We start from the raw sequence: 18,857 nt of genomic DNA on the forward strand, positions 1-18,857 counted from the left end.
CAATATGGGACTCGGAGAACCGATGGGCGAAAATAAAGGATTCATAATCGAGGTGTCCGACACGACGGAAAAGTACGAAAAGGAATTCAAATACAAATCGTTCGACTTATTCAAGAATGTCTTTTTCTGCCCAAGTTGGGCTGTTATGTGCATCACTACAATCGAGTGATTTGTTATTAAAAGATAAACCGTGAATTCTATAGATGAACCTCCGTTTGTTAAACGGAGGCTTTTTTATGTAACCGGGTGGATGAATCTTTTTTCGCAGCAAATACCCTGATTAATAGTTATAATTATAAGATTTAATTGACTAAGTCAACTATATTGACGAAACAGTTACCGTTACCTTAATGCTCTTGGAATCGCCAACCATTATTTTGATTGACGATTTTCTATTTAGCGTTATTTCATACCGGGATAACGCCCATCGAAGGCTTTTGGATTATTTTAGCCCCAACTTCTACCAAGGTAAAAAAGACCCCGATCATGAATCATGAATCGGGGTCAGTGTCCAAAGCCCTGAATGTAAAGGTGTACTTGTTACGTTCCGGTTACTGCGCGGAAATCTCGAACTTCGTGCCGGCATCCCCGGCGAAAACAATCGATCCTCCCGCAGGCAGCTCGACTTGATCATTGGTTCCGATGACACTAAAGTAGATGCATGTTCCCCCTGCATTATAAACAGCGAAGGAAGCCTTCGAGGACATGCTCACCTTAACGGTTTTGCCCCCGTCTTTATCGCTTATCGTATACCATTGGGCGTAGCCGCTCGACGGAATCGTAACGATTGACTTCTTAGCGACGTCGATAGGCTTCACGGCGTCCTCGTTTACTAAGATGCCTCCACCAAGATTCAGGTACTCAACGCCATCTTGTGTAAAGAACGTATAATCTGAAAGATCCCGCCCGCTCGTGCCTGGAATTTGCAATTCGGAGACGGCCGTATTCGGGCCTGTTATACGCTTATCCAACACGTACCCCGGCAATTGTTTCGACACATTCAACTGGATGGTACCCGACATCAAATAAACGAGCGACGTATACTTCTCATTCAGTGGATAATATTTCTTGCCGTCGCGCTGCATCCATGCTTCTTTTGTCTCTGTCGGAAGGTTTTGGGGCTGGAGCTTCTCGGCCTTGTACTCTGAAATAGCCATCTGCCCAAGACCCGGCAGCGAAGCGTATTGACGAATCCATAAGTAGATGCGGCCGTTCTCCTCCGTCACGAAGCTGATCATCACATTCCCATCCGCACTCCGGAACGTGCCGTCCGCCGAATACTCGAAGATCTCAGCCGGATTATCGGGCGACTGTTCCGAAGTAATGGACATGACGCCGCCTTCGGTAATATCGATAGTTGTCGTTGCATTGGTCGCGCCATAGATTCCCGAATATTGCAGCACGGACTCCGGCATATCAGCCTTTACCGGCACACCGTACGACTTTTCAGGTTTAAATTCAGCAATCGTCCCTTTCTCCTTCAGTGCCTGAAGCAGGATTTCTTTCGCCAGGAGCTCGTCGAACTCGCTGCGACCGCCGGAAGTGACGACAGCGGCTGCCATGCCCTGTTCGGGAAGCACAACGAGCGATGAGTGAAAGAGAAAGGTGTTCCCGCCTTTGGACAGCGCCTTCATTCCGTATTCGCTGAAGGGATACAGATGGACACTGTCCCAGCCGAGACCGTATTCGGTTGAGTTGTCCGCATCATCAGGCCACAAAGGTGTCCTGTACTCGTCTTGCGCCATGGCCGCAGCCGATTTGCCGGACAAGACTTCTTCCGCTTCCCCCGTGAACACTTGCGAGAATCGAGCCAAATCTTCCGCCGTGGAATAAATGCCTCCCGTTCCGATCACGTTGAACGTCTCGTTGGGAAGTTGTCCTGTGTAGGTAGGATAATAGAGTCCCGCCATCTTCGCTGTACTCGGAGGATCGAGCGGCGTCACCGTATGGGCCATACCCAGAGGTTCCGTAATATACCGATGGATATAAGAGGTAAAGTCCATACCGCTGACCCGCTCGATCAGAATCTGGGCCAGCGTAAACCCGTCATTGCAGTAAACGGAATAAGCGCCTGGGTCCGCCTTCAAGGTCTGGCCGGCCAGCTGCTTCAGTAGTGTGTCGTAGGCGTAAGTATCGTTATCTTCGAATAAAAAAGCGTTCGTCATCGACGAGCCGTCCAGACCGGATGAATGATTCAGCAGCATGCGCGGCGTAATCTGCTTGTAACGTTCATCCTTCATCGTAAACTCGGGGATATACCGAGTGATCGGCGTATCGAGATCGATTTTATCTTGGTCGACCAACTGCATGACGGCAGCCGTGGTAAACATTTTACTCGTCGAGCCGATCCCGTACATCGTGTCTTTCGTGAGCGGCTTCTGTCCCTTCTCATCATTCTTGCCGGATTGGCCGGATACGACAATGTGGCCATGATCGATAACGGCGTACTGCACGCTGTTCGTTCCGTAATTTTTCGTGAGGAGCTCCGCCTTCTCCTTTGCAGCTTTCCCGGTTCCTTCGTAGGTGATCACGGCCTCGTTCAAAGGCAAGTCAAATTCCACCGTTAGCTCGGTTAACGGTACAGCGCTTGGCTCGTTCATCTCAGATGTATGCAGTGCCACTTCTTCTTTCATTGCGTTCGTAATAGATTCAGCTTTTATCATTGTTGGTCCTGCTGGAAGGAAAAGTAGAGATAAAGATAAAAATGAACTTGCGATGATAACGTTTTTTCTGTTGAACATCTGGTCCCCCCCCAAACTATGAATAAATTCCGATTAAATATAACACAACAAAACGTGATTGGGTTAAATTGACAAAAAAAATAATATTTTACCTTAATGACTCCCAGCCGACCATTTATCATTTCACGAGCATAAAAAAGGCATGCTTCATGCATGCCGTTTCAAGAAAAGGGGCTAGCTGCCTTTGTGAGACGAGGATGATCGATCGCCCGGCTGAAGGAATTCGCCGATTTATCCTTGGAGGAAAATGGGACCGTTGATCAACGCATGAATACCTGAGGAACCGCCGGCTCGCTGCATGTGTTTTCTACTACCTGTAATAACCTCTCCGTTGGAGAGGCCTCTCAGATCAAGTGGAGACGCAAACTCCTTCAGTGTCGCCAAGGATCGTATTATCTTTTCTGCTTGTTCAATTTTGCAGATAATACAAAAGCAGCCGATTGTGCTGGCCGCTTAGCTTCTGTGACATTCGTGTAATGCAAAAGAGATCAATCAGTTAGTTATTATATACCTTCTGACCCACTTGAATTTATAGCTAAACCTTCTTTGGTTTTATCATAAAAGGCGCAGAAACGGTCGCCATACATTCCATATGTATCAACCTTACAAGTTTTCAAATTTTCTCCGGAAAACGACTTTACAGGGTAACGTGTTATTTCACTGATTTCTCCAACAAGCAGAAGACAGCCGATCAGTCTGACCGGCTGCCTTCGTGTCTTCATGGTACTAACGTCTCCCGTTTAGTTGAGCGGAAGCTGGGAACGGATGTCGCGCCAGCCGTTTACATCACATTGGCCATAGTCATTATCACCTACAGCAACCACCGTGCCGTCCGATTTAAGCCCTATGGTATGGGCACAGCCCGCCTCGATTGCCACTATATTGCGCCAATCACTTACATTACATTGGCCAAACTCATTCCAACCCACAGCTGCCACAGTACCGTCCGATTTAAGGCCGATGGTATGATTACTACCCACCGCTATCGCTATAATACCGCTCCAAACGCTTACATCGCATTGGCCATGCTTTTTCAAACCTATAGCCACCACTGTGCCGTCCGATTTAAGCCCGACGGTATGAAGGTACCCCGCCGTTGCCGCCACTATGCTGCGCCAGCCACTTACTTTGCATTGGCCATACCGACTATTACCCACAGCCGCCACCGTGCCATCAGCTTTAAGGCCGACGGTATGCCAATCACCCGCCGCTACCGCCACCATATCACGCCAGTCGCTTACATCGCATTGGCCATCATTATTTCGACCGACGGCTACAACCGTGCCATCAGCTTTAAGCCCGACGCTACGACGCCAACCCGCCGATACCGCTACAATATCTCGCCAGTCGTTTACATTGCATTGGTCATGCTTGTCCCAACCCACAGCCACCACTGTGCCGTCCGATCTAAGACCGATCGTATGAGCATTACCCGTGTTAGTCGCCATATGAACATTTCCCGCTGCGACGGCTACAATATCACGCCAACCGCTTACATCACATTGACCATATTTATTATCACCCACAGCAGTCACCGTGCCATCCGATTTAAGCCCAACGGTATGACGTCTACCCGCCGCTATACTATCTTTAGGCCACCGTCTCGGCTTTAACTCCACCTGCATCAGCCCACCCAATATCCCTTCTGCTACTTTGAATATACACCGAGTCGCCAACTGATGTTCTCACGATAACCATTTTTCTTTTCTGAATTTTAAATTACACCATATGTTAAACTATTGTAGCTCTGTACCCTGTATTCTTACCTTTTTCAACTGCCTCGATATAGCCATCGAAATAATAGGGTATATCATCTTCTTTACCATTCCGAATTCTGCCTCTAACTTTATCGAATGCAAATATAGAAATTGAAAATTCAGGCGCTCCAGTAACTAACACAGGTTGGTCACTTTCTTCTACCCAGATGTACTGTCCACCATAATTCCTTCTTGCCACTTCAAAAATGTAACTTCCAGCCATAGAGGAAACAGAATCTAATGTATCATCATCTATATGATACTCACGTAACTCTTCTAGAATGTCATCAAGTTTTCGTAGACTTTGCACACTAAAATCAAAATTTCCTTTATCAGAAAAATTAGTTGCGAAACTTTCTGCCGTACTAATAATGTCTTGCTCTAATCTACTCTTCATATGCTCCCCCCTAATTCCCAGCCAGCAATCATCTTTACCTTCGCTAATTCCTTAAGCGTAATAACTCTAATTCTTGAAGAACTTCCTTTGCATCACAGTCGGGATTTAAGATATTGATCATCTCTGCCGTAATGGGGAAATCATCGTAAATTTTTGCAACAACATCTACTGATGGTGATAATTCAAAATAACCTTCTGCAAATTCTACAAAATCCTCTGGTGTATGGAATATACAGCCCACTAAAAAATCAGAACCATCGCTTTCACCTTCTGGGATTTCAACTTTTCCCTTGCGCCAGTTCGTGTCACTGTTTTCACGCCAAATACAAAAAGTAACATCATCTTTTTCAATTGCATCGTTTTCAAGTAAAGATAACAATTCCTTAGGAACGTCATCATAAATCCCTTGCCATACTTTATGTTCATCTTGAGCATATGGGCTTAATTCAGATTCATGATCGAAACCTTTTATTATGGTGCCTTCAGGGGAAAACAAAATAAGTAGATGGTCACCTGCCCCATTATCTATTTTCGCCATACAAACACCCTCATCCCAATCTTGAACAAACCTATGGTAACGAAGCCATTCATCTTCACAAAGAATAATATTTAGTGATGCTTGGATTTTCATTAGCTTTTTTAAGATTATAGGATTTGGTAAATGTTCTAACACATTTACTTCCATGAATCCTCACCCTTTCATCTTTCCTTACAAAATGCAATCTCTCTACATTCAATAGTAGAATCGTCACTCAGGGGCAGCAGGAAAATTCATGCGTTTCCATATTGGGTCAATCTTCAGGTTACCTATCTCCCCTTCATATGGATTTGATTGAACACCATTCAATTTTAACATATTTTCCTACCAACCTGCCCTTTAGCCATCCATGCCACGCGAACGCGGCACCACAGAATCAACCGTCTTGCTTGTCTGGACATGACACCATGCCCTCCATCTCGACATGAGGTTGAAAAACGAACCGCTTTGGCTTTCCCATTTTTCGTTTTGCTAACATCACATCAATATGGATGATCTCGCCATGTTATTCACCTCAGATCGTCAGGTCATTTTCTGATTTAATATGAATAGCTTCCTGTAGAAGTCTTTGGAGAACAGCAGCAAAAACGGCGATCACCAGAGAAGCGAAAATAATGACGGATCCCGTAGCTGTGATAATTGGAGGGTCAACTCTCCTTGCCATAAGATAGCAGAGTGGCATACCTAGCAGGTACAAGGCACTGATTGTGAGGGCACAGTATTTTATATTGTTTAAAGCCTTTACGGATAATTCCGAGAACGCTTGGTTCTTATCCATATAGCTCAAAAGTGTAAAAGCTTGATACAGAGCAAAGTAAAAAGGGACCGCTGCCGCGTACATATCGATTAAAACGAGAGATTTCATATACGCGATGTCTGGATACAATTCTCCAGCAAAATTCCCGATCTTAGGCACTACAAATATACACAAAGCAAGAATTGGGATTCCAATAAGAATAACGGCCATCTTCAAAAAAAGGGTTGTTCCCCGGTTCATTAAGAGCACCTCTCTAAATTAATTATAAAATGACTTTATCATCAAATTTATTGTTTTACAATAAACTAATATTGTTTTTTATTATGTTGTTATTGTTAGATGAATGAATATCCTCCTTTTGTTTTAATCAAAAAAATAAAAAGCATTTCTCATTACAAAGAAATGCTCTTACTTTAACCTATTAAATTTACAAGTTGTTCAACAAAACTGCTAGTTATTGTATCACCACATTTATTTCCTCGTTTAGCTTCACGCGAACCAGGGAGCAGCCGCCGCACGCGATCTGCTCCCTGGTTGTTGTGCTATTGTCCCCGGTTCATATGACCATGCCAAGCGTACCCTTTCCGCCGCAACCTGGTCCATCCTTATTGTACTCGCAGAAATTCGATTACGGCACTCAGGAATTCGGCTGGATACTCCACATTCGGCAGGTGAACGGAAGGCATGATGATCAGCTTCGCATCGGGCACGGTCTTGGCAATCAATTCACCGTGTTCGGGAAGCGTCACCGTATCATACTGGCCTGATATGACCAAAGTCGGGTTACTGATGAGAGCAGCAGTCCGGCGCATATCCATGTCACGGATGGCAGCCCAGCTTCCTGCGATTCCCTGCGGACGGGTCCGAAGTACCATTTCACGGAAGGAGGCGACGAGCGGGTTCTCCGACTTCAGCATATGTGAGGGAAACCAGTTATTGATAAACATCTCGGCAAATTCGGGAAGCTTCCCCGGGGCCAGCACGCCGGCGATCAAGCCCTCCCATTGTTCGGCCGGTCCCAAGTAAGATGAGGTATTGCTCAGAATAAGCCGGTCGATTCGCTCAGGAACGTGAATTCCGAGCCATTGTGCGACGGCGCCGCCGAGCGACAGACCAAGAAAATGGACACGGTCCATGTGAAGCGAGTCGAGCAGCTCGACGACATCGCGTCCCAGTCTGTCGAACGAATACGGACCGTCGGGCGTATCTGAATGGCCATGCCCCCGATAGTCGTAGCGAAGAACACGGAAATGCTTGGATAGCTCGGGGATCTGTCCGTCCCACATGTTCATCGAGGTAGCGATGGAGTTAGCCAGCACGAGTACCGGCTTGTCGGCCATGCCATCGATCCGATAAGCAATCCGAACGCCATCTCCGGTCGTAAAATAATTTATCCCCTCAGTCCCTCGGGTTTCGTTTACACTCATCGTTCTCCATCTCCCTTATCCGTTGTTAGTGACATTATATGGGATCTATCCTACACTTTACATATGAGGATTAAGGAGATGGAGGCCTAAAAACTTATTTTTATCGTTGTTTCCGAGTCTAACTATATAAAAATGAGGTGTTCCCTTAATGGACCAAATCGATTATAAAATATTGTCCATTCTTCATGATCATGCCCGAATTACCGTTTCAGAGATGAGTCGAATGATTGCCATGTCACAACCGGCGGTTACCGAACGACTTCGAAAATTGGAGGAACAGGAGGTCATTACCGGTTATCGGGCGGATATTTCCCCGACCAAGCTGGGCAAGTATACCACCGCGTTTGTACTGTTCAAGTCCAATAACTGCAAGGAGTTCGAAGCATTCAGTGAAGCGGCACCCGAGATCGTCGATTTATACAGAACCAGCGGAGAATATAATTATTTGTTGAAGGTTGTAACCGAGACAAGCGAATCGTTGGCCGCCTTTCTTGAAGCTTGCAATGCATTCGGATTTTCAACGACGCTCGTCGTTCTTTCCACGCGGTTCGAGGACAAAAGTCTTGTGGCAAGCCATGAAGCACCCAACATTTCCATCGCTTCAGAGCGGACCAAACGTGGGTAAGCGGTGATTGGAGCTTATATTCGGTCCCGGCCTCCGTCCGTGCGGCCCAGCCGCCTCTACCCCTTCCTGTAGCTCATCGGCGTCACGCCGGTCACTTTCTTGAACATGGTAATGAAGTGCGACACATTCATGTAGCCGACCCCCTCCGCGATCTGGCCGATGCTGAGTCCGGTGCCTGCCAGCTGCCGCTTCGCCTCCGCCATCCGCTCCTGGATGATGTAGTCGGAGAGCGAGACGCCCGTCTGCTTCTTGAACAGACGCGAGAGGTACGAAGGGTTAAGATAGACCGCCTCGGCGATATCCTCCCGTGAGAATTCCTCATGCAGATGCCCGGCAATATACTGCTTGACCCTGCCGATCAGCTCGGAGCCGCCTCCGGCGTGCGCCTGGTAATACGTGCTGCCTGTGCTCACCGCTCTGCCGGCCCATTGAAGGAGCTGGGAGAAGCTGCGGATGCCGGACACCGGATCGATGAGATCCCTACGACCGAACGCGTCGTACACCGACAGCCCTTTTTTGTGAAAAGCGGTGAACAGCGTGTAGAGCACGCCCGCATACAGGCACTCGAGCTCCTCCTTGCTGAGGCTGCCCCTGTTCTCCAGCGCGGCGCAGCGCTCCTCGATCCCGCCGATGAGTTCCGCCGTGCGTCCATGCTCGAAGAGCAGCACCCAGTCGGCCACAGGCACCGGCGGAGCCGTCCTGCCGCCGCCCGGAGGCTCTCCCGCCGCGGGCGCGTCCGCCTTCATCTGCACCGTGCCCGAAGCGGAGACGTTGACCCGCTCCATCTCTAGCAGGTCCTGGAAGATCCCGGGAAGCTGCAGCAGCTCCGTTCTCTCCCCGACATAGCAGGAGAGGCTGCACTTGAAGTGCCGTTCGCCATACCGGACATACTCCCGGCACAGACGCCGGACCTCATCCATATCCGGTGTACGGCCGCACGGCGCATACACCAGTACCAGGTTGATCCCGCTGCGGTCGAGAAGGACCGTCCCCGGCAGCGCCTCGAGGATCACCTCCGCAGCCACCTTGCGCAGCGCGTATTCCATGATCTCCTCGTCCCTGGCCGTCAGCTCCTCCTTCCACATCTCGACCGAGACCAGGATCGGCAGCACGCCGTCCTCCCCCCGCAGGGGAATCCCGTACTGCTTCAGCGCGGCTTCGAGCTCATGCGGACGGGGGGTGGTGCGCCGGTTGACGAGATCCTGCCAGAACCGCTCGACCAGATAGGGCAGCTGCGCTTCCCACTGCCGCACGTACTGCTCGTGCAGCTCGCCGAAGGACCGGGTCTGCCGGTTCTGCCTCCACCTCGCCAGCGCTTGCCCGGCGGCATCCTGGACCGCTTCGTGCCTGACCGGCTTCAGCAGATAGTCCTGGCTCCCGAGCTGGAGCGCTTTGCGGGCGTACTGAAAGTCGGCATGGCCCGTCAGGAAGATCGATACGGTGCCCTCCGAATGCTCGTTGACCCACTCGAGCAGCTCAATGCCGCTCTGCCCCGGCATCTCGATATCGCAGATCAGAAGGTGAATGTCGTGCGCGGCCAGGAGTTCCTTGGCCTGCTTGGCATTGTATGCTTCATAGACCTCGCTCACCCCGAGCTCCGACCATTCGATCCCCTGCGACAAGCCGCGGACCGCCGTTCTTTCGTCGTCTACGATCAATAAAGAATGCATGACGCCTCTCCCTCCCCGCTGCTGCCGGCTTCCTCTTTCCCTTCCGCCCCGGAGCGTCCCGGTACGGCCGGTATCCTTAGGACAACCGCCGCCCCATGCGGCTCCAGATTGCGGAATAAGATCGACGCCCGGTCCGCATGCTTCATCCGGAGCCGGTGGTACACATTCCACAGGCCGATATGGCTGTCCGAATCCGAGACATTCGTGAAGTAAGCGCGGGTATTCATCGCCTGAAGCTTCTCCTCGGTAAATCCCACCCCGTTATCCCTCACTTCGATCTCAACATATCCAGCAGGCTCCACATTTCCATCAGGCTCCACATTCCCATCAGGCTCAACATACCCGGCAGTCTCCGCATATCCGGCAGCTCCCCCGTCCGATCCCGTCACCCGGATCTCGATCTGCAGCGATTCGATCTCCCCCTTGAAGCCGTGCACCATGCAGTTCTCGACCAGGGTCTGAATTGTCAGCGGCGGGATCATCAAGCCTTCGTAGGCCGGATCGACGTCGATGCGGCAGGTCAGCGTATCCGGGAAGCGCACCTTCTGGATCGCCAGATAGCCTTCGATGAACGCGATCTCCTCGCGGACCGGCACCTCGTCGGTATTCTTGCGGATGCGGAAGCGGAAGAACTCAGCCAGATGCAGGGCAAGCGTCTTCACGGTCTCCATCTCCCGGAGCACCGCGGCATTGTAGATAATATTAAGCGTGTTGAGATAAAAATGCGGGTTGATCTGCGCCTGCAGGTACCTGAACTCCGCCCGCTGCACCTTCAGCCGTTCCTCGTACCTGTCGATTTTGAGATCGCGGATTTCGGCCCCCATCTGGTTGAAGGTCTGGATCAGGTAGGAGAATTCGCTGGAAGGCTCCTCCTTCACCTGCACGCTCAGGTCGCCATGGACCATCTTGCGCATCCCTCCGAGCAGCCGGCTCATCGGCACCAGGAGAATCCGGCGCAGGATGAAGTAGTAGACGCAGAGCACCGCTATGCAGAGGAGAGGAATCACGTAGATCATCTTCTTGTAAAAAGGCAGCTGCAGCAGCACGTTCTTCTCCGGAATCGAAATCACAAGGAACAGGTCGGTCTCACCGAGCTTCATCCACAGGGTCAGCCGGCTGCCGCCGCCCCCCTGCGAATCGGCAAGAATACGGTAAGGTTCCTGCCGGTCGCCCAGGAGCTGACGCAGCCGCTCCGTATCGTGTGGGGCAAGTGTGGTGGCGGTCAGCGGCACGCCCTTGCCCGAGAGCAGGAAGATCTCGCCCTCCCGGCCGAAGTTGAACGGCTTGATCGACTGGGTAAGACCGGACAACGGCACCCAGGCGCCGAGGTATACCCTGCCGTCTAAGGACGCGACCTTGAGCAGGGAGTGGCTCCCCCCGGTGGTCACCACGCTCCAGGCCGTGGAGGGCACGGCCGCCTGCGTATGCGCCTTGATCGCACCGAGCTCCTCGTCCTGCAGGTCTTTGTCCCGGTAGCTGACGATGAAGTTGTCCGCATCGCTGTCATAGACGAAGAAGGCGCCTGCCACCGGATGGTTGTTGAGCTCCATGTACATCTTCTTCGAGAGTGCCACCTGCGACAGGTCGTACGCCTCCGAGCCGTATTCGTAGATCCCGACCGTCTTCAGGTCCGTGTCGCTGAGCACCTGCTTGTACAGATAATTGGTCATGCCGGCGATCGACTGGTCCATCTGCCGCACGTACGTGGCGAGCAGGTTCTGATTGGACTGCGCGACCTGCACCCGGACCACGTCCATCGAATAGAGCGTAATGTAATAGAGAAAAATGATCAGCGGCGCCAGCACCAGCGCGAAGGCCGCGATCATTTTGAGCTGCAGTGACGTACGGATCTTCATAGTCCCACCCTCCGAACGGCGATAGCGAAGCCAACCCGTCCGCACCCTCCGGACCGGTCAGCTCCGCTGCCCATGTCTTACTTGTTCTTCTCGTTATACATGGCCGTCCAGGCGTCCTCGACCCCCTTCAGCCCCTGCTTCTCGAGCTTCTTGATCAGCTCGTTGTACAGCGTAACAACGTCTTCCTGCGAGCCCGCCATAATGATCTTCGTGAGCTCCGTGTCGATGGCGGAGGTCATGTTGGCGAACGCGATCCCCTCCTTCGACTCACCGTTCAGCGTCAGGATGCGCAGCTGCGTGGCATCGAAGTTCACCGCTTCCACGAGCTTCCGGTCCTCGCGGCGGTCCGGCGCTTCCGCATCCCGCTCCCAGTTGTACTTCTGGTACTGGTTGAGGTCGAGGTAGCGGACGCCCGTTTTCTTCCCATAGCCTTCGGAGTCCTTCATGATCTCCTCGTAGACGCCGGGCTTCAGCGTCGGCTTGCCGTTCACATTCTCCCACGTCTGGCCCTCAATGCCGTAGAAGGAGAGAATCTGGCCTTCCGGACTCAGGTAATAGTTGAAGAATTCCATAATCTTCTTCGGATTCTTGGCATTCTTGGTAATGACAGCAATGTTCCAGCCGGTCTTGTCATAGCCATCGCCGTTCGCCTTCACGCCGGCCGTACCCGCCGGATGCGGCACCACCTTGTAGAAGGCCTGCGGGTCGGTCAGCTTCAGCACTTCGCTCGCCTTCCAGAGATCCCAGAAGTTCGCCACGATGACCGCGAACCGGCCTTTGGCGGCCGCCTCGTCGAACTGCTCCGTCTTGTAGGTGAAATTCTCGGGGTCGAGCAGCTTCTCTTTGTACAGCGTGTTCATCCACTTGAGGGCATTCAGGGTCGCTTCGCTGCGGATAAAATGCTTCACCCGCTTCTCCCCGGCGTCATAGTATCGCGAACTGGCGTTCTGTGCGCCCCACAGGTTCGCGATCCGTTCCACGTTCCCTGTCACGCCCTGGAAGCCGATGCCGTAGACCGCCTTGCCGTCAATGGTCAGCTTGCTGTCGCGGACCTTGCGCAGGTACTCGGTCAATTCGTCAACCGTCTTGAACTGCGGGGCACCGAGCTTGGCGTAGATGTCATTCCTTACGCTGAAGGAGCCGCCGACGGAGAACTCCCCCTTCTCGTTGAACCAGTTCGGAATGCCGTACACATGGCCGTCCGGCTTGCGGAGCGCATCGACCGCCCCCTGGGGAATGTACTTCGTGAGGATGTCCTTGTACCCGTACTTCTCGGCGAGCTCGTCGATCGGATACAGCGCTCCCGCGGCGATATACTTGTCGAGCACAGGGCCACGGTCCATCCACATGACTTCCGGGTAGTCCTTGGCGAGCAGCATGATGCTTGCTTTCTCGTTGCCGTCGCCGGATACGCCATTGAACTGAAAGGATACGCCCGTTTTCTCGGTAAGCGCTTTCGTAACAGGGTCGCTGCCCCACACTTTGGGCTTCCACCACTCGTACATCCACGACGCCTGTACCGTGACCGGTGCGTTCGGGTCGGCGTTCTCCGCCGCCGCCGGCGTCTCCGGCGTCTCATTCGCTGCCCCTCCGGAGCAGGCGGTCAGTGAAGCGGCCACACTCACGGCGAGGACAGTCTGCGGAAGCTTTCTATTCCAGGATTTCATAGGCAGGACACCCCATTCATTTAGATTTATCTTAAATGGTATAGATTCATTTGACAATCCTATATTCTTTCGATAACCCCTTAGCCCTTGATCGCGCCGACCATCAGCCCCTTGGTGAAATGCTTCTGGAACAGGAAGTAGATCAGCGAGATCGGCACGGCCGTGATCACCACCGAAGCGGCCTTGATCGTCATCTGGTTCGCCTTGAGACGGTCCATGAGCTGGGACTGGGCCGCGTTCGTGACCGGCGTCTGCGACAGCGCGATAATCTTGTAGAGGAACGTCTGGATCGGCTGCAGCTTCGGATTGTTATTGAAGATGTACGCATCGAACCAGGAATTCCAGTGATCAACCCCGACGAAGATACAGATCGTGGCCACGATGGGCATCGACACCGGAATGATGATCCGGTAGAACGTGCTGAAGTAGCCGCAGCCGTCGATGATCGCCGACTCCTCAAGCTCCTTGGGCAGCTGTTCGAAGAAGGTTTTCATGAGGATCATGTACCAGACGTTGATCGCGCCCGGGATGATGTACACCAGGAAATTGCTGAGCAGCCCCATCTCCTTGTAGAGCAGGTAGGTCGGGATCAGGCCGCCGTAGAATATCATCGAGAAGACGCAGATGAGCAGGTAGGCCCGGCGGCCCATCAGTCCCTGCTTGGACAAGCCGTAGGCCAGCAGGCCCGTGCAGAATACGGTCACGAGCATGCCGAGCGCGGTCCGCGACAGGGTGACCATATACGCGCCGATGATCGTTTTGTCCGAGAAGACCACCTGATAGGAGCTCACCGAGAATTGGCGGGGCCACAGGTAGATCCCGCCCTTCTGGGCGTCCAGCCCGTCGCTGAACGAGATCGCCAGCGTGTTGATGAACGGATACAGGGTCCCGAGGCTGAGCAGCACCATCAGCATGATATTGAGTGTGTCAAAGGTCCGCTCTCCAAGCGTTCGCTTCATTGTCTTATGCCCTCCTCCTTACCATATGCCCATCTGGAACCGGCGGGCGATGGCGTTGCTGCCCCATACGAGCGCGAACCCGATGACGCTCTTGAACATCCCGACCGCCGTGGCATAGCCGTACCGGCCTTCCTGCAGCCCCGCCTCCAGTACGTGGATGTCCAGGATATCCGATACCTCCTGGATGACCGGGTTGCGCAGCACGAGGATCTGGTCGAACCCCGCGTCGAGCACGTAGCCGATCCGCAGGATGAGCAGAATCACGATCGTCGTCAGAATCGAAGGCAGTGTGATATGCAGCATCTGCCTGAACCGGTTCGCCCCGTCCATCTTGGCCGCCTCGTAGATCTCGGGGTCGATGCCCGCGATGGCCGCCAGGTAGATGATCGCGCCCCAGCCCATCTCCTTCCAGTTCTCCGTAATGATCAGGATCGGCCAGAAATACTCGGGCGTTCCCATGAAGAAGACCGGCTCGCTGATGAAGCCCATAGCCATCAGGATGTTGTTCAGCGTCCCGTCGTCCTTGCCGAGCACCGTGAGGATCAGGCCCCCGACAATGACCCAGGAGAGAAAATGCGGCAGATACGAGATCCCCTGGAACGCGCTCTTCCATCGTGAGGAGCGGATCTCGTTGAGCAGCAGGGCGAACAGGACCGGCAGCGGGGTCAGGATCACGAGCTTCAGCAGCGAGATCATCACTGTGTTGTACATGACCGTCCCGAAGGCCGGGGAGGTAAAGAGGTCCTCGAAGTGCTGCAGTCCCACCCATGGACTGCCCCAGATGCCCTTGGTCACCGAGAGCTCCTTGAAGGCGAGCTGCATGCCGTAGATCGGGAAGAACTTGAACACGATCAGGAACAAAATCCCCGGCAGCACCATCAGCTGCAGCTCTTTCTGGGCCATCAGCCGCCGCCAGCCGGAGCGCCTCCCCTTCTCCTTCCGTACGGCGGGATTCACCGCCGATTCCATTTGCACAGCTTCCATGCCCCCTTTGATTGATCAGATGCATTCGCTTTCTGTTCCCACATTATCCCATGAAGGCAGCCGGGCTGTCTTTTGGTCTGGTGACCATCTATACGGGTTTGGTGACCAGGAACGGCCTCTTGGACGGGCAGCGGGTGATGAAGCCTGAGCCTGGGAAGGAGAACGGGAACGGCAAAAAACCGCGCCCTGGAGTAAGGACGCGGTTCGCGTAATGGTCTTGTACAGCAGCTATTTCACTGACCCCATCATGCCCGCCACGAAGTGCTTCTGCATCAGGAAGAACACGAGAGCGGTAGGCACCGTCGCAATGACGATGGCGCTCATGATCAGGCCGTAATCCGGCGAATAGCTCGATCCGAGGTTCGAGATCAGGAGCGGGATCGTGATCTTGTCCGGCGACTGCAGGACGACCAGAGGCCACAGGTAATTGTTCCAGCTCGACATGAACGTGATGATCGCCGCCGCCGCATAGGTGGTCTTCATCGTCGGCACATAGAGCCGGAAGAAGACGCCGAGCTCGGTCAGCCCGTCCATGCGCCCCGCCTCGATCATATCCTTCGGGAACATCTTGGTGCTCTGCCGGAAGAAGAAGATGAGGAACGCGGTGGTCACCGTCGGCAGGACGACCGCATACATCGTGTCGATCCCGATGGCCGGAACGACCTGGGAGATGCGGGCGAACATCCGGTAGAGCGGCACCATCATCGCTGCGAAGGGAATCATCATCGACAGCAGCAGCACGGTGAAGACGATGTCCCGGGCCTTGCTGCGGAAGACCTCGAAGCCGTACCCGGCTAAGGAAGCGATGAGCAGCGCAAGGATCGTCGTGCTCAGCGAGAGCTTGGCGGAGTTAGCGAGCGCCTGGATGAGTTCCGTGCTGTCCAGCAGCTTGCGCAGGTTCGCCATGAAGTAGGAGCCGGGCAGCAGCGTGCCCTTCGTGACGTCGACCGACCGGTTCGTGGAGGAGATCACCATCCACAGGAACGGGAAGACCGAGACGCAGGCGGCCCCGGTCAGGAACAGATAGATGAACGTACGCCGGAGCTTACCCATTCTTTTCACCTCCAAGCTTGAACTGCACGATAGACAGCACGACGATCATGATCAGGATCGAATACGAGACGGTGGCCGCATAACCGAAGTCCGGCGAATACTTGAACGACAGGTTATAAATGTACTGCGAGATCGTCATCGTCGCGTTCCCCGGCCCGCCCTTCGTGATGTTCATGACCTCGTCGAAGAGCTGGAGCGTACCGATCGTGGAGGTGATCGAGGTGAACAGGATGATCGGCTTCAGCAGCGGAATCGTGATCTTGAAGAACTGGTGGAAGGCCGAAGCCCCGTCAATCCGGGCCGCCTCATAGATCGAGCTGTCGATATTCTGCAGGGCGGACAGGTAGAAAATCATGTTGTAGCCGGTCCATCGCCACGTAATGGCCAGAATGATCGTGATCTTCGCCCAGAACGGGTCTGTGATCCACTGGATCGGACCGGAGATCAGTCCGATCTTGAGCAGCAGCGCATTGACCAGGCCGTTCGATGCGAACAAGTATTTGAAAATAACCGAATACGCGACAAGGGAAGTCACGCACGGCAGGAAGATCGCCGTCCGGAAGAAGCCCTTGAACTTCAGCTTGCTGTCGTTGAGCAGCACCGAGATGAACAGCGCCAGAATGATCATGACCGGAACCTGGATCACCAGGTAGATCAGGGTGTTCTTCACGGTGGTGAGGAACGTGGTATCCGTCAGCAGACGCTCATAGTTGTTCAGTCCCGTGTAGGTCAGATTCGAGCCCTTGCCCGATTGGAAGCTCAGCAGTAGCGCCTCGGCCATCGGGTAGAAGTAGAATGCGATGATCATGGCGACGGCCATGAACACGAACGCCCATCCGACCCGGTTGTAATTCGCGTTCAAGCCCTTCTTTCGCTTCGGTGTGGAAGTCATGACCGCCTTTGCCTTTGCCGTATTATTCATCCTGCTCTCTCGCCTCCTTTCTGGAGGGAAGGCAATCCGGACGGCCATGGCCCCGTGGGCACCACCGCCCGGCAGCTCTTCCCTGCCGTCTTGATTTTTCTACTTCAACTGCGATTGAGCCTGGGCCTGCGCATCGCTGAGCACCTTGTCAATCTCCTTGCCGTTCAGGTAATTCTGCATCTCGACGACCAGGATATCTTCCACCGCATACGTATGCATGCCGTAATTGACGTTCGGGATCTGCTTGGTCCACTCCGCGAAATCGGCGGTAATCTTCTGGCCGCCGAAGAACTCGTCGGCTTTCTCATACGCTGTGCCGCTCGAGGCTGCCTTCAGCGTACCGAGTGCGCCGACATCCGTCACCAGCTTCTGGTACAGGTCCGCGTCGGAGCTGAAGGTCTTCGCGAGGAAATCCGCCGCCGCTTCCTTGCCCGGCACATTAAGCACGTACCACGAGGAACCGCCGAGGTTCGAGGCGTTCACGGACTTGGCATTGCCCGCCATCTTCGGAATCGGCGCCACCGCCCACTTGCCCGACTGGTCCTTCGCCGCCTTGATCGAAGGCGTGATCCAGTTGCCTGTCGGCACCGACGCCACTTCGCCGTTGTTGAAGCCGGCCACGAACTGGCTCCAGTCGGAGTGCATCCGGACGATGTCCGCCTCCATCATTTTCTTATAGGTCTCGAACGCTTCCTTCAGGTCCTTGTTGCCGGCCAGCGTCGGCGTCTTGCCGTCCTTGTCCAGGTACCAGGAGCCCGAAGATTGGATCATCACCCGGATAATTCCGAGGTCGTTCGGGTCAAGGGAGATCATCGCCTTGCCGGTCTTGGCCTTTACCGCTTTGCCGATCTCGATGAACCGGTCCCATGTGATATTCTTGAGGTCGTCGGCCTTGAAGCCGGCCTGCTCCAGGTAGTCCGTCCGGTAGTAGAATCCGGTCACGCCGGAGTCGAACGGCACCCCGTACTGCTTGCCTCCGAAGGACGTCGGGCCGGCCTTGTAGTCGGCGAAGTCCGTTCCTTTGATGGCGGAGGAGAGGTCGTAGAAGGCATCCGGGTAAGAGCTCAGGAAGCTCTGCGCCCGGAGGTCCTCGATCAGCACGATGTTCGGCAGCCCCTTGGTCGTGCCGGAGTTCAGGCCGGCGTTCAGCTTCTGGATGATGTCCGCCTGCGCATTCTCCACGATGTTGATGTTGGCGTCACCCTTCTTCGCCTGGTAAGCTTCCTTCGCTTTGTTCAATGCCGCGATATTGAAGTTCGGGTCCCATGCCCAGATCGTAACGTTCTTTACTGCGCCGGCATCTCCGCCGCTTTCGCTCTTCGGCGTCTCGGTCGCACCGGAAGAGCATCCTGCTGAGAGCAGAAGAGCTGCCATGGATACTGCAATCGTTTTCTTCATCGTTTTCATTCCCCCATTAAGTATGATCGTATGAACTGAAGCCGAATGTGTAAGCGCTTATACAGGTATCATACCGAAAGGGTGGGCGGTGCCGTTAGGAGAATCA

16 protein-coding genes are annotated in these 18,857 nt (G+C 53.5%); 1 reads left to right on the forward strand and 15 read right to left on the reverse strand.

Annotated elements, in window-relative coordinates:
• Positions 1–551: 551 nt before the first annotated feature.
• The 7 genes from ACP26L_RS27950 to ACP26L_RS27980 form a co-directional block, all read right to left on the reverse strand.
• Positions 552–2,600, reverse strand: a complete 2,049-nt coding sequence (locus ACP26L_RS27950; RefSeq protein ID WP_426448356.1) for a serine hydrolase domain-containing protein — start codon at positions 2,598–2,600, stop codon at positions 552–554.
• 644 nt (positions 2,601–3,244) lie between these two features.
• Positions 3,245–3,463: an MOSC N-terminal beta barrel domain-containing protein gene (locus ACP26L_RS27955; protein ID WP_426448358.1), complete on the reverse strand. Its 219-nt coding sequence runs from the start codon at positions 3,461–3,463 to the stop codon at positions 3,245–3,247.
• Positions 3,464–3,481: 18 nt separating this feature from the next.
• A complete protein-coding gene (locus tag ACP26L_RS27960) occupies positions 3,482–4,366 on the reverse strand; it encodes an RCC1 domain-containing protein (RefSeq protein ID WP_426448359.1) in 885 nt (294 codons plus the stop codon).
• A gap of 106 nt (positions 4,367–4,472) precedes the next feature.
• Positions 4,473–4,895: a hypothetical protein gene (locus ACP26L_RS27965; RefSeq protein ID WP_426448361.1), complete on the reverse strand. Its 423-nt coding sequence runs from the start codon at positions 4,893–4,895 to the stop codon at positions 4,473–4,475.
• Positions 4,896–4,938: 43 nt separating this feature from the next.
• Positions 4,939–5,580 carry a hypothetical protein gene (locus ACP26L_RS27970; protein ID WP_426448363.1) on the reverse strand — a complete coding sequence of 214 codons (642 nt, stop codon included), beginning with the start codon at positions 5,578–5,580 and terminating at the stop codon, positions 4,939–4,941.
• 367 nt (positions 5,581–5,947) lie between these two features.
• Positions 5,948–6,430: a DUF2975 domain-containing protein gene (locus ACP26L_RS27975; protein ID WP_426448364.1), complete on the reverse strand. Its 483-nt coding sequence runs from the start codon at positions 6,428–6,430 to the stop codon at positions 5,948–5,950.
• 365 nt (positions 6,431–6,795) lie between these two features.
• Entirely contained in the window at positions 6,796–7,617 is an 822-nt protein-coding gene (locus ACP26L_RS27980; protein ID WP_426448366.1) for an alpha/beta fold hydrolase, read from the reverse strand.
• A gap of 148 nt (positions 7,618–7,765) precedes the next feature.
• Between ACP26L_RS27980 and ACP26L_RS27985 the strand changes: the two genes are divergently transcribed.
• Positions 7,766–8,242 carry an Lrp/AsnC family transcriptional regulator gene (locus ACP26L_RS27985; protein ID WP_426448368.1) on the forward strand — a complete coding sequence of 159 codons (477 nt, stop codon included), beginning with the start codon at positions 7,766–7,768 and terminating at the stop codon, positions 8,240–8,242.
• Between the two features lie 56 nt (positions 8,243–8,298).
• Here ACP26L_RS27985 and ACP26L_RS27990 read toward each other — a convergent pair whose 3' ends face one another.
• The 8 genes from ACP26L_RS27990 to ACP26L_RS28025 all read right to left on the reverse strand — a co-directional run bounded on the left by ACP26L_RS27990 (position 8,299) and on the right by ACP26L_RS28025 (position 18,751).
• On the reverse strand, positions 8,299–9,912 hold the full coding sequence (locus ACP26L_RS27990) for a response regulator transcription factor (RefSeq protein WP_426448370.1): 1,614 nt from the start codon (positions 9,910–9,912) through the stop codon (positions 8,299–8,301).
• Positions 9,897–11,768: a histidine kinase gene (locus ACP26L_RS27995; protein ID WP_426448372.1), complete on the reverse strand. Its 1,872-nt coding sequence runs from the start codon at positions 11,766–11,768 to the stop codon at positions 9,897–9,899. Before ACP26L_RS27995 ends, ACP26L_RS27990 begins: the two co-directional genes overlap by 16 nt.
• Positions 11,769–11,845: 77 nt before the next feature.
• Positions 11,846–13,435 (reverse strand): extracellular solute-binding protein, encoded by a 1,590-nt coding sequence (locus ACP26L_RS28000; protein WP_426448374.1) that lies wholly within the window; start codon positions 13,433–13,435, stop codon positions 11,846–11,848.
• 80 nt (positions 13,436–13,515) lie between these two features.
• Positions 13,516–14,394 carry a carbohydrate ABC transporter permease gene (locus ACP26L_RS28005; RefSeq protein WP_426448376.1) on the reverse strand — a complete coding sequence of 293 codons (879 nt, stop codon included), beginning with the start codon at positions 14,392–14,394 and terminating at the stop codon, positions 13,516–13,518.
• Positions 14,395–14,412: 18 nt separating this feature from the next.
• Positions 14,413–15,363: an ABC transporter permease gene (locus ACP26L_RS28010; protein WP_426455117.1), complete on the reverse strand. Its 951-nt coding sequence runs from the start codon at positions 15,361–15,363 to the stop codon at positions 14,413–14,415.
• 243 nt (positions 15,364–15,606) lie between these two features.
• Positions 15,607–16,431 (reverse strand): carbohydrate ABC transporter permease, encoded by an 825-nt coding sequence (locus tag ACP26L_RS28015; RefSeq protein WP_426448378.1) that lies wholly within the window; start codon positions 16,429–16,431, stop codon positions 15,607–15,609.
• The gene (locus ACP26L_RS28020) at positions 16,424–17,323 is read right to left on the reverse strand and encodes a carbohydrate ABC transporter permease (protein ID WP_426455119.1); all 900 of its coding nucleotides are present in this window, start codon (positions 17,321–17,323) and stop codon (positions 16,424–16,426) included. Before ACP26L_RS28020 ends, ACP26L_RS28015 begins: the two co-directional genes overlap by 8 nt.
• 129 nt (positions 17,324–17,452) lie before the next feature.
• Entirely contained in the window at positions 17,453–18,751 is a 1,299-nt protein-coding gene (locus ACP26L_RS28025) for an ABC transporter substrate-binding protein (protein ID WP_426448379.1), read from the reverse strand.
• Positions 18,752–18,857: the final 106 nt, after the last annotated feature.

Origin of the sequence: Paenibacillus sp. S-38 (assembly GCF_049942825.1) — a bacterium.
Classification (GTDB): domain Bacteria; phylum Bacillota; class Bacilli; order Paenibacillales; family NBRC-103111; genus Paenibacillus_G.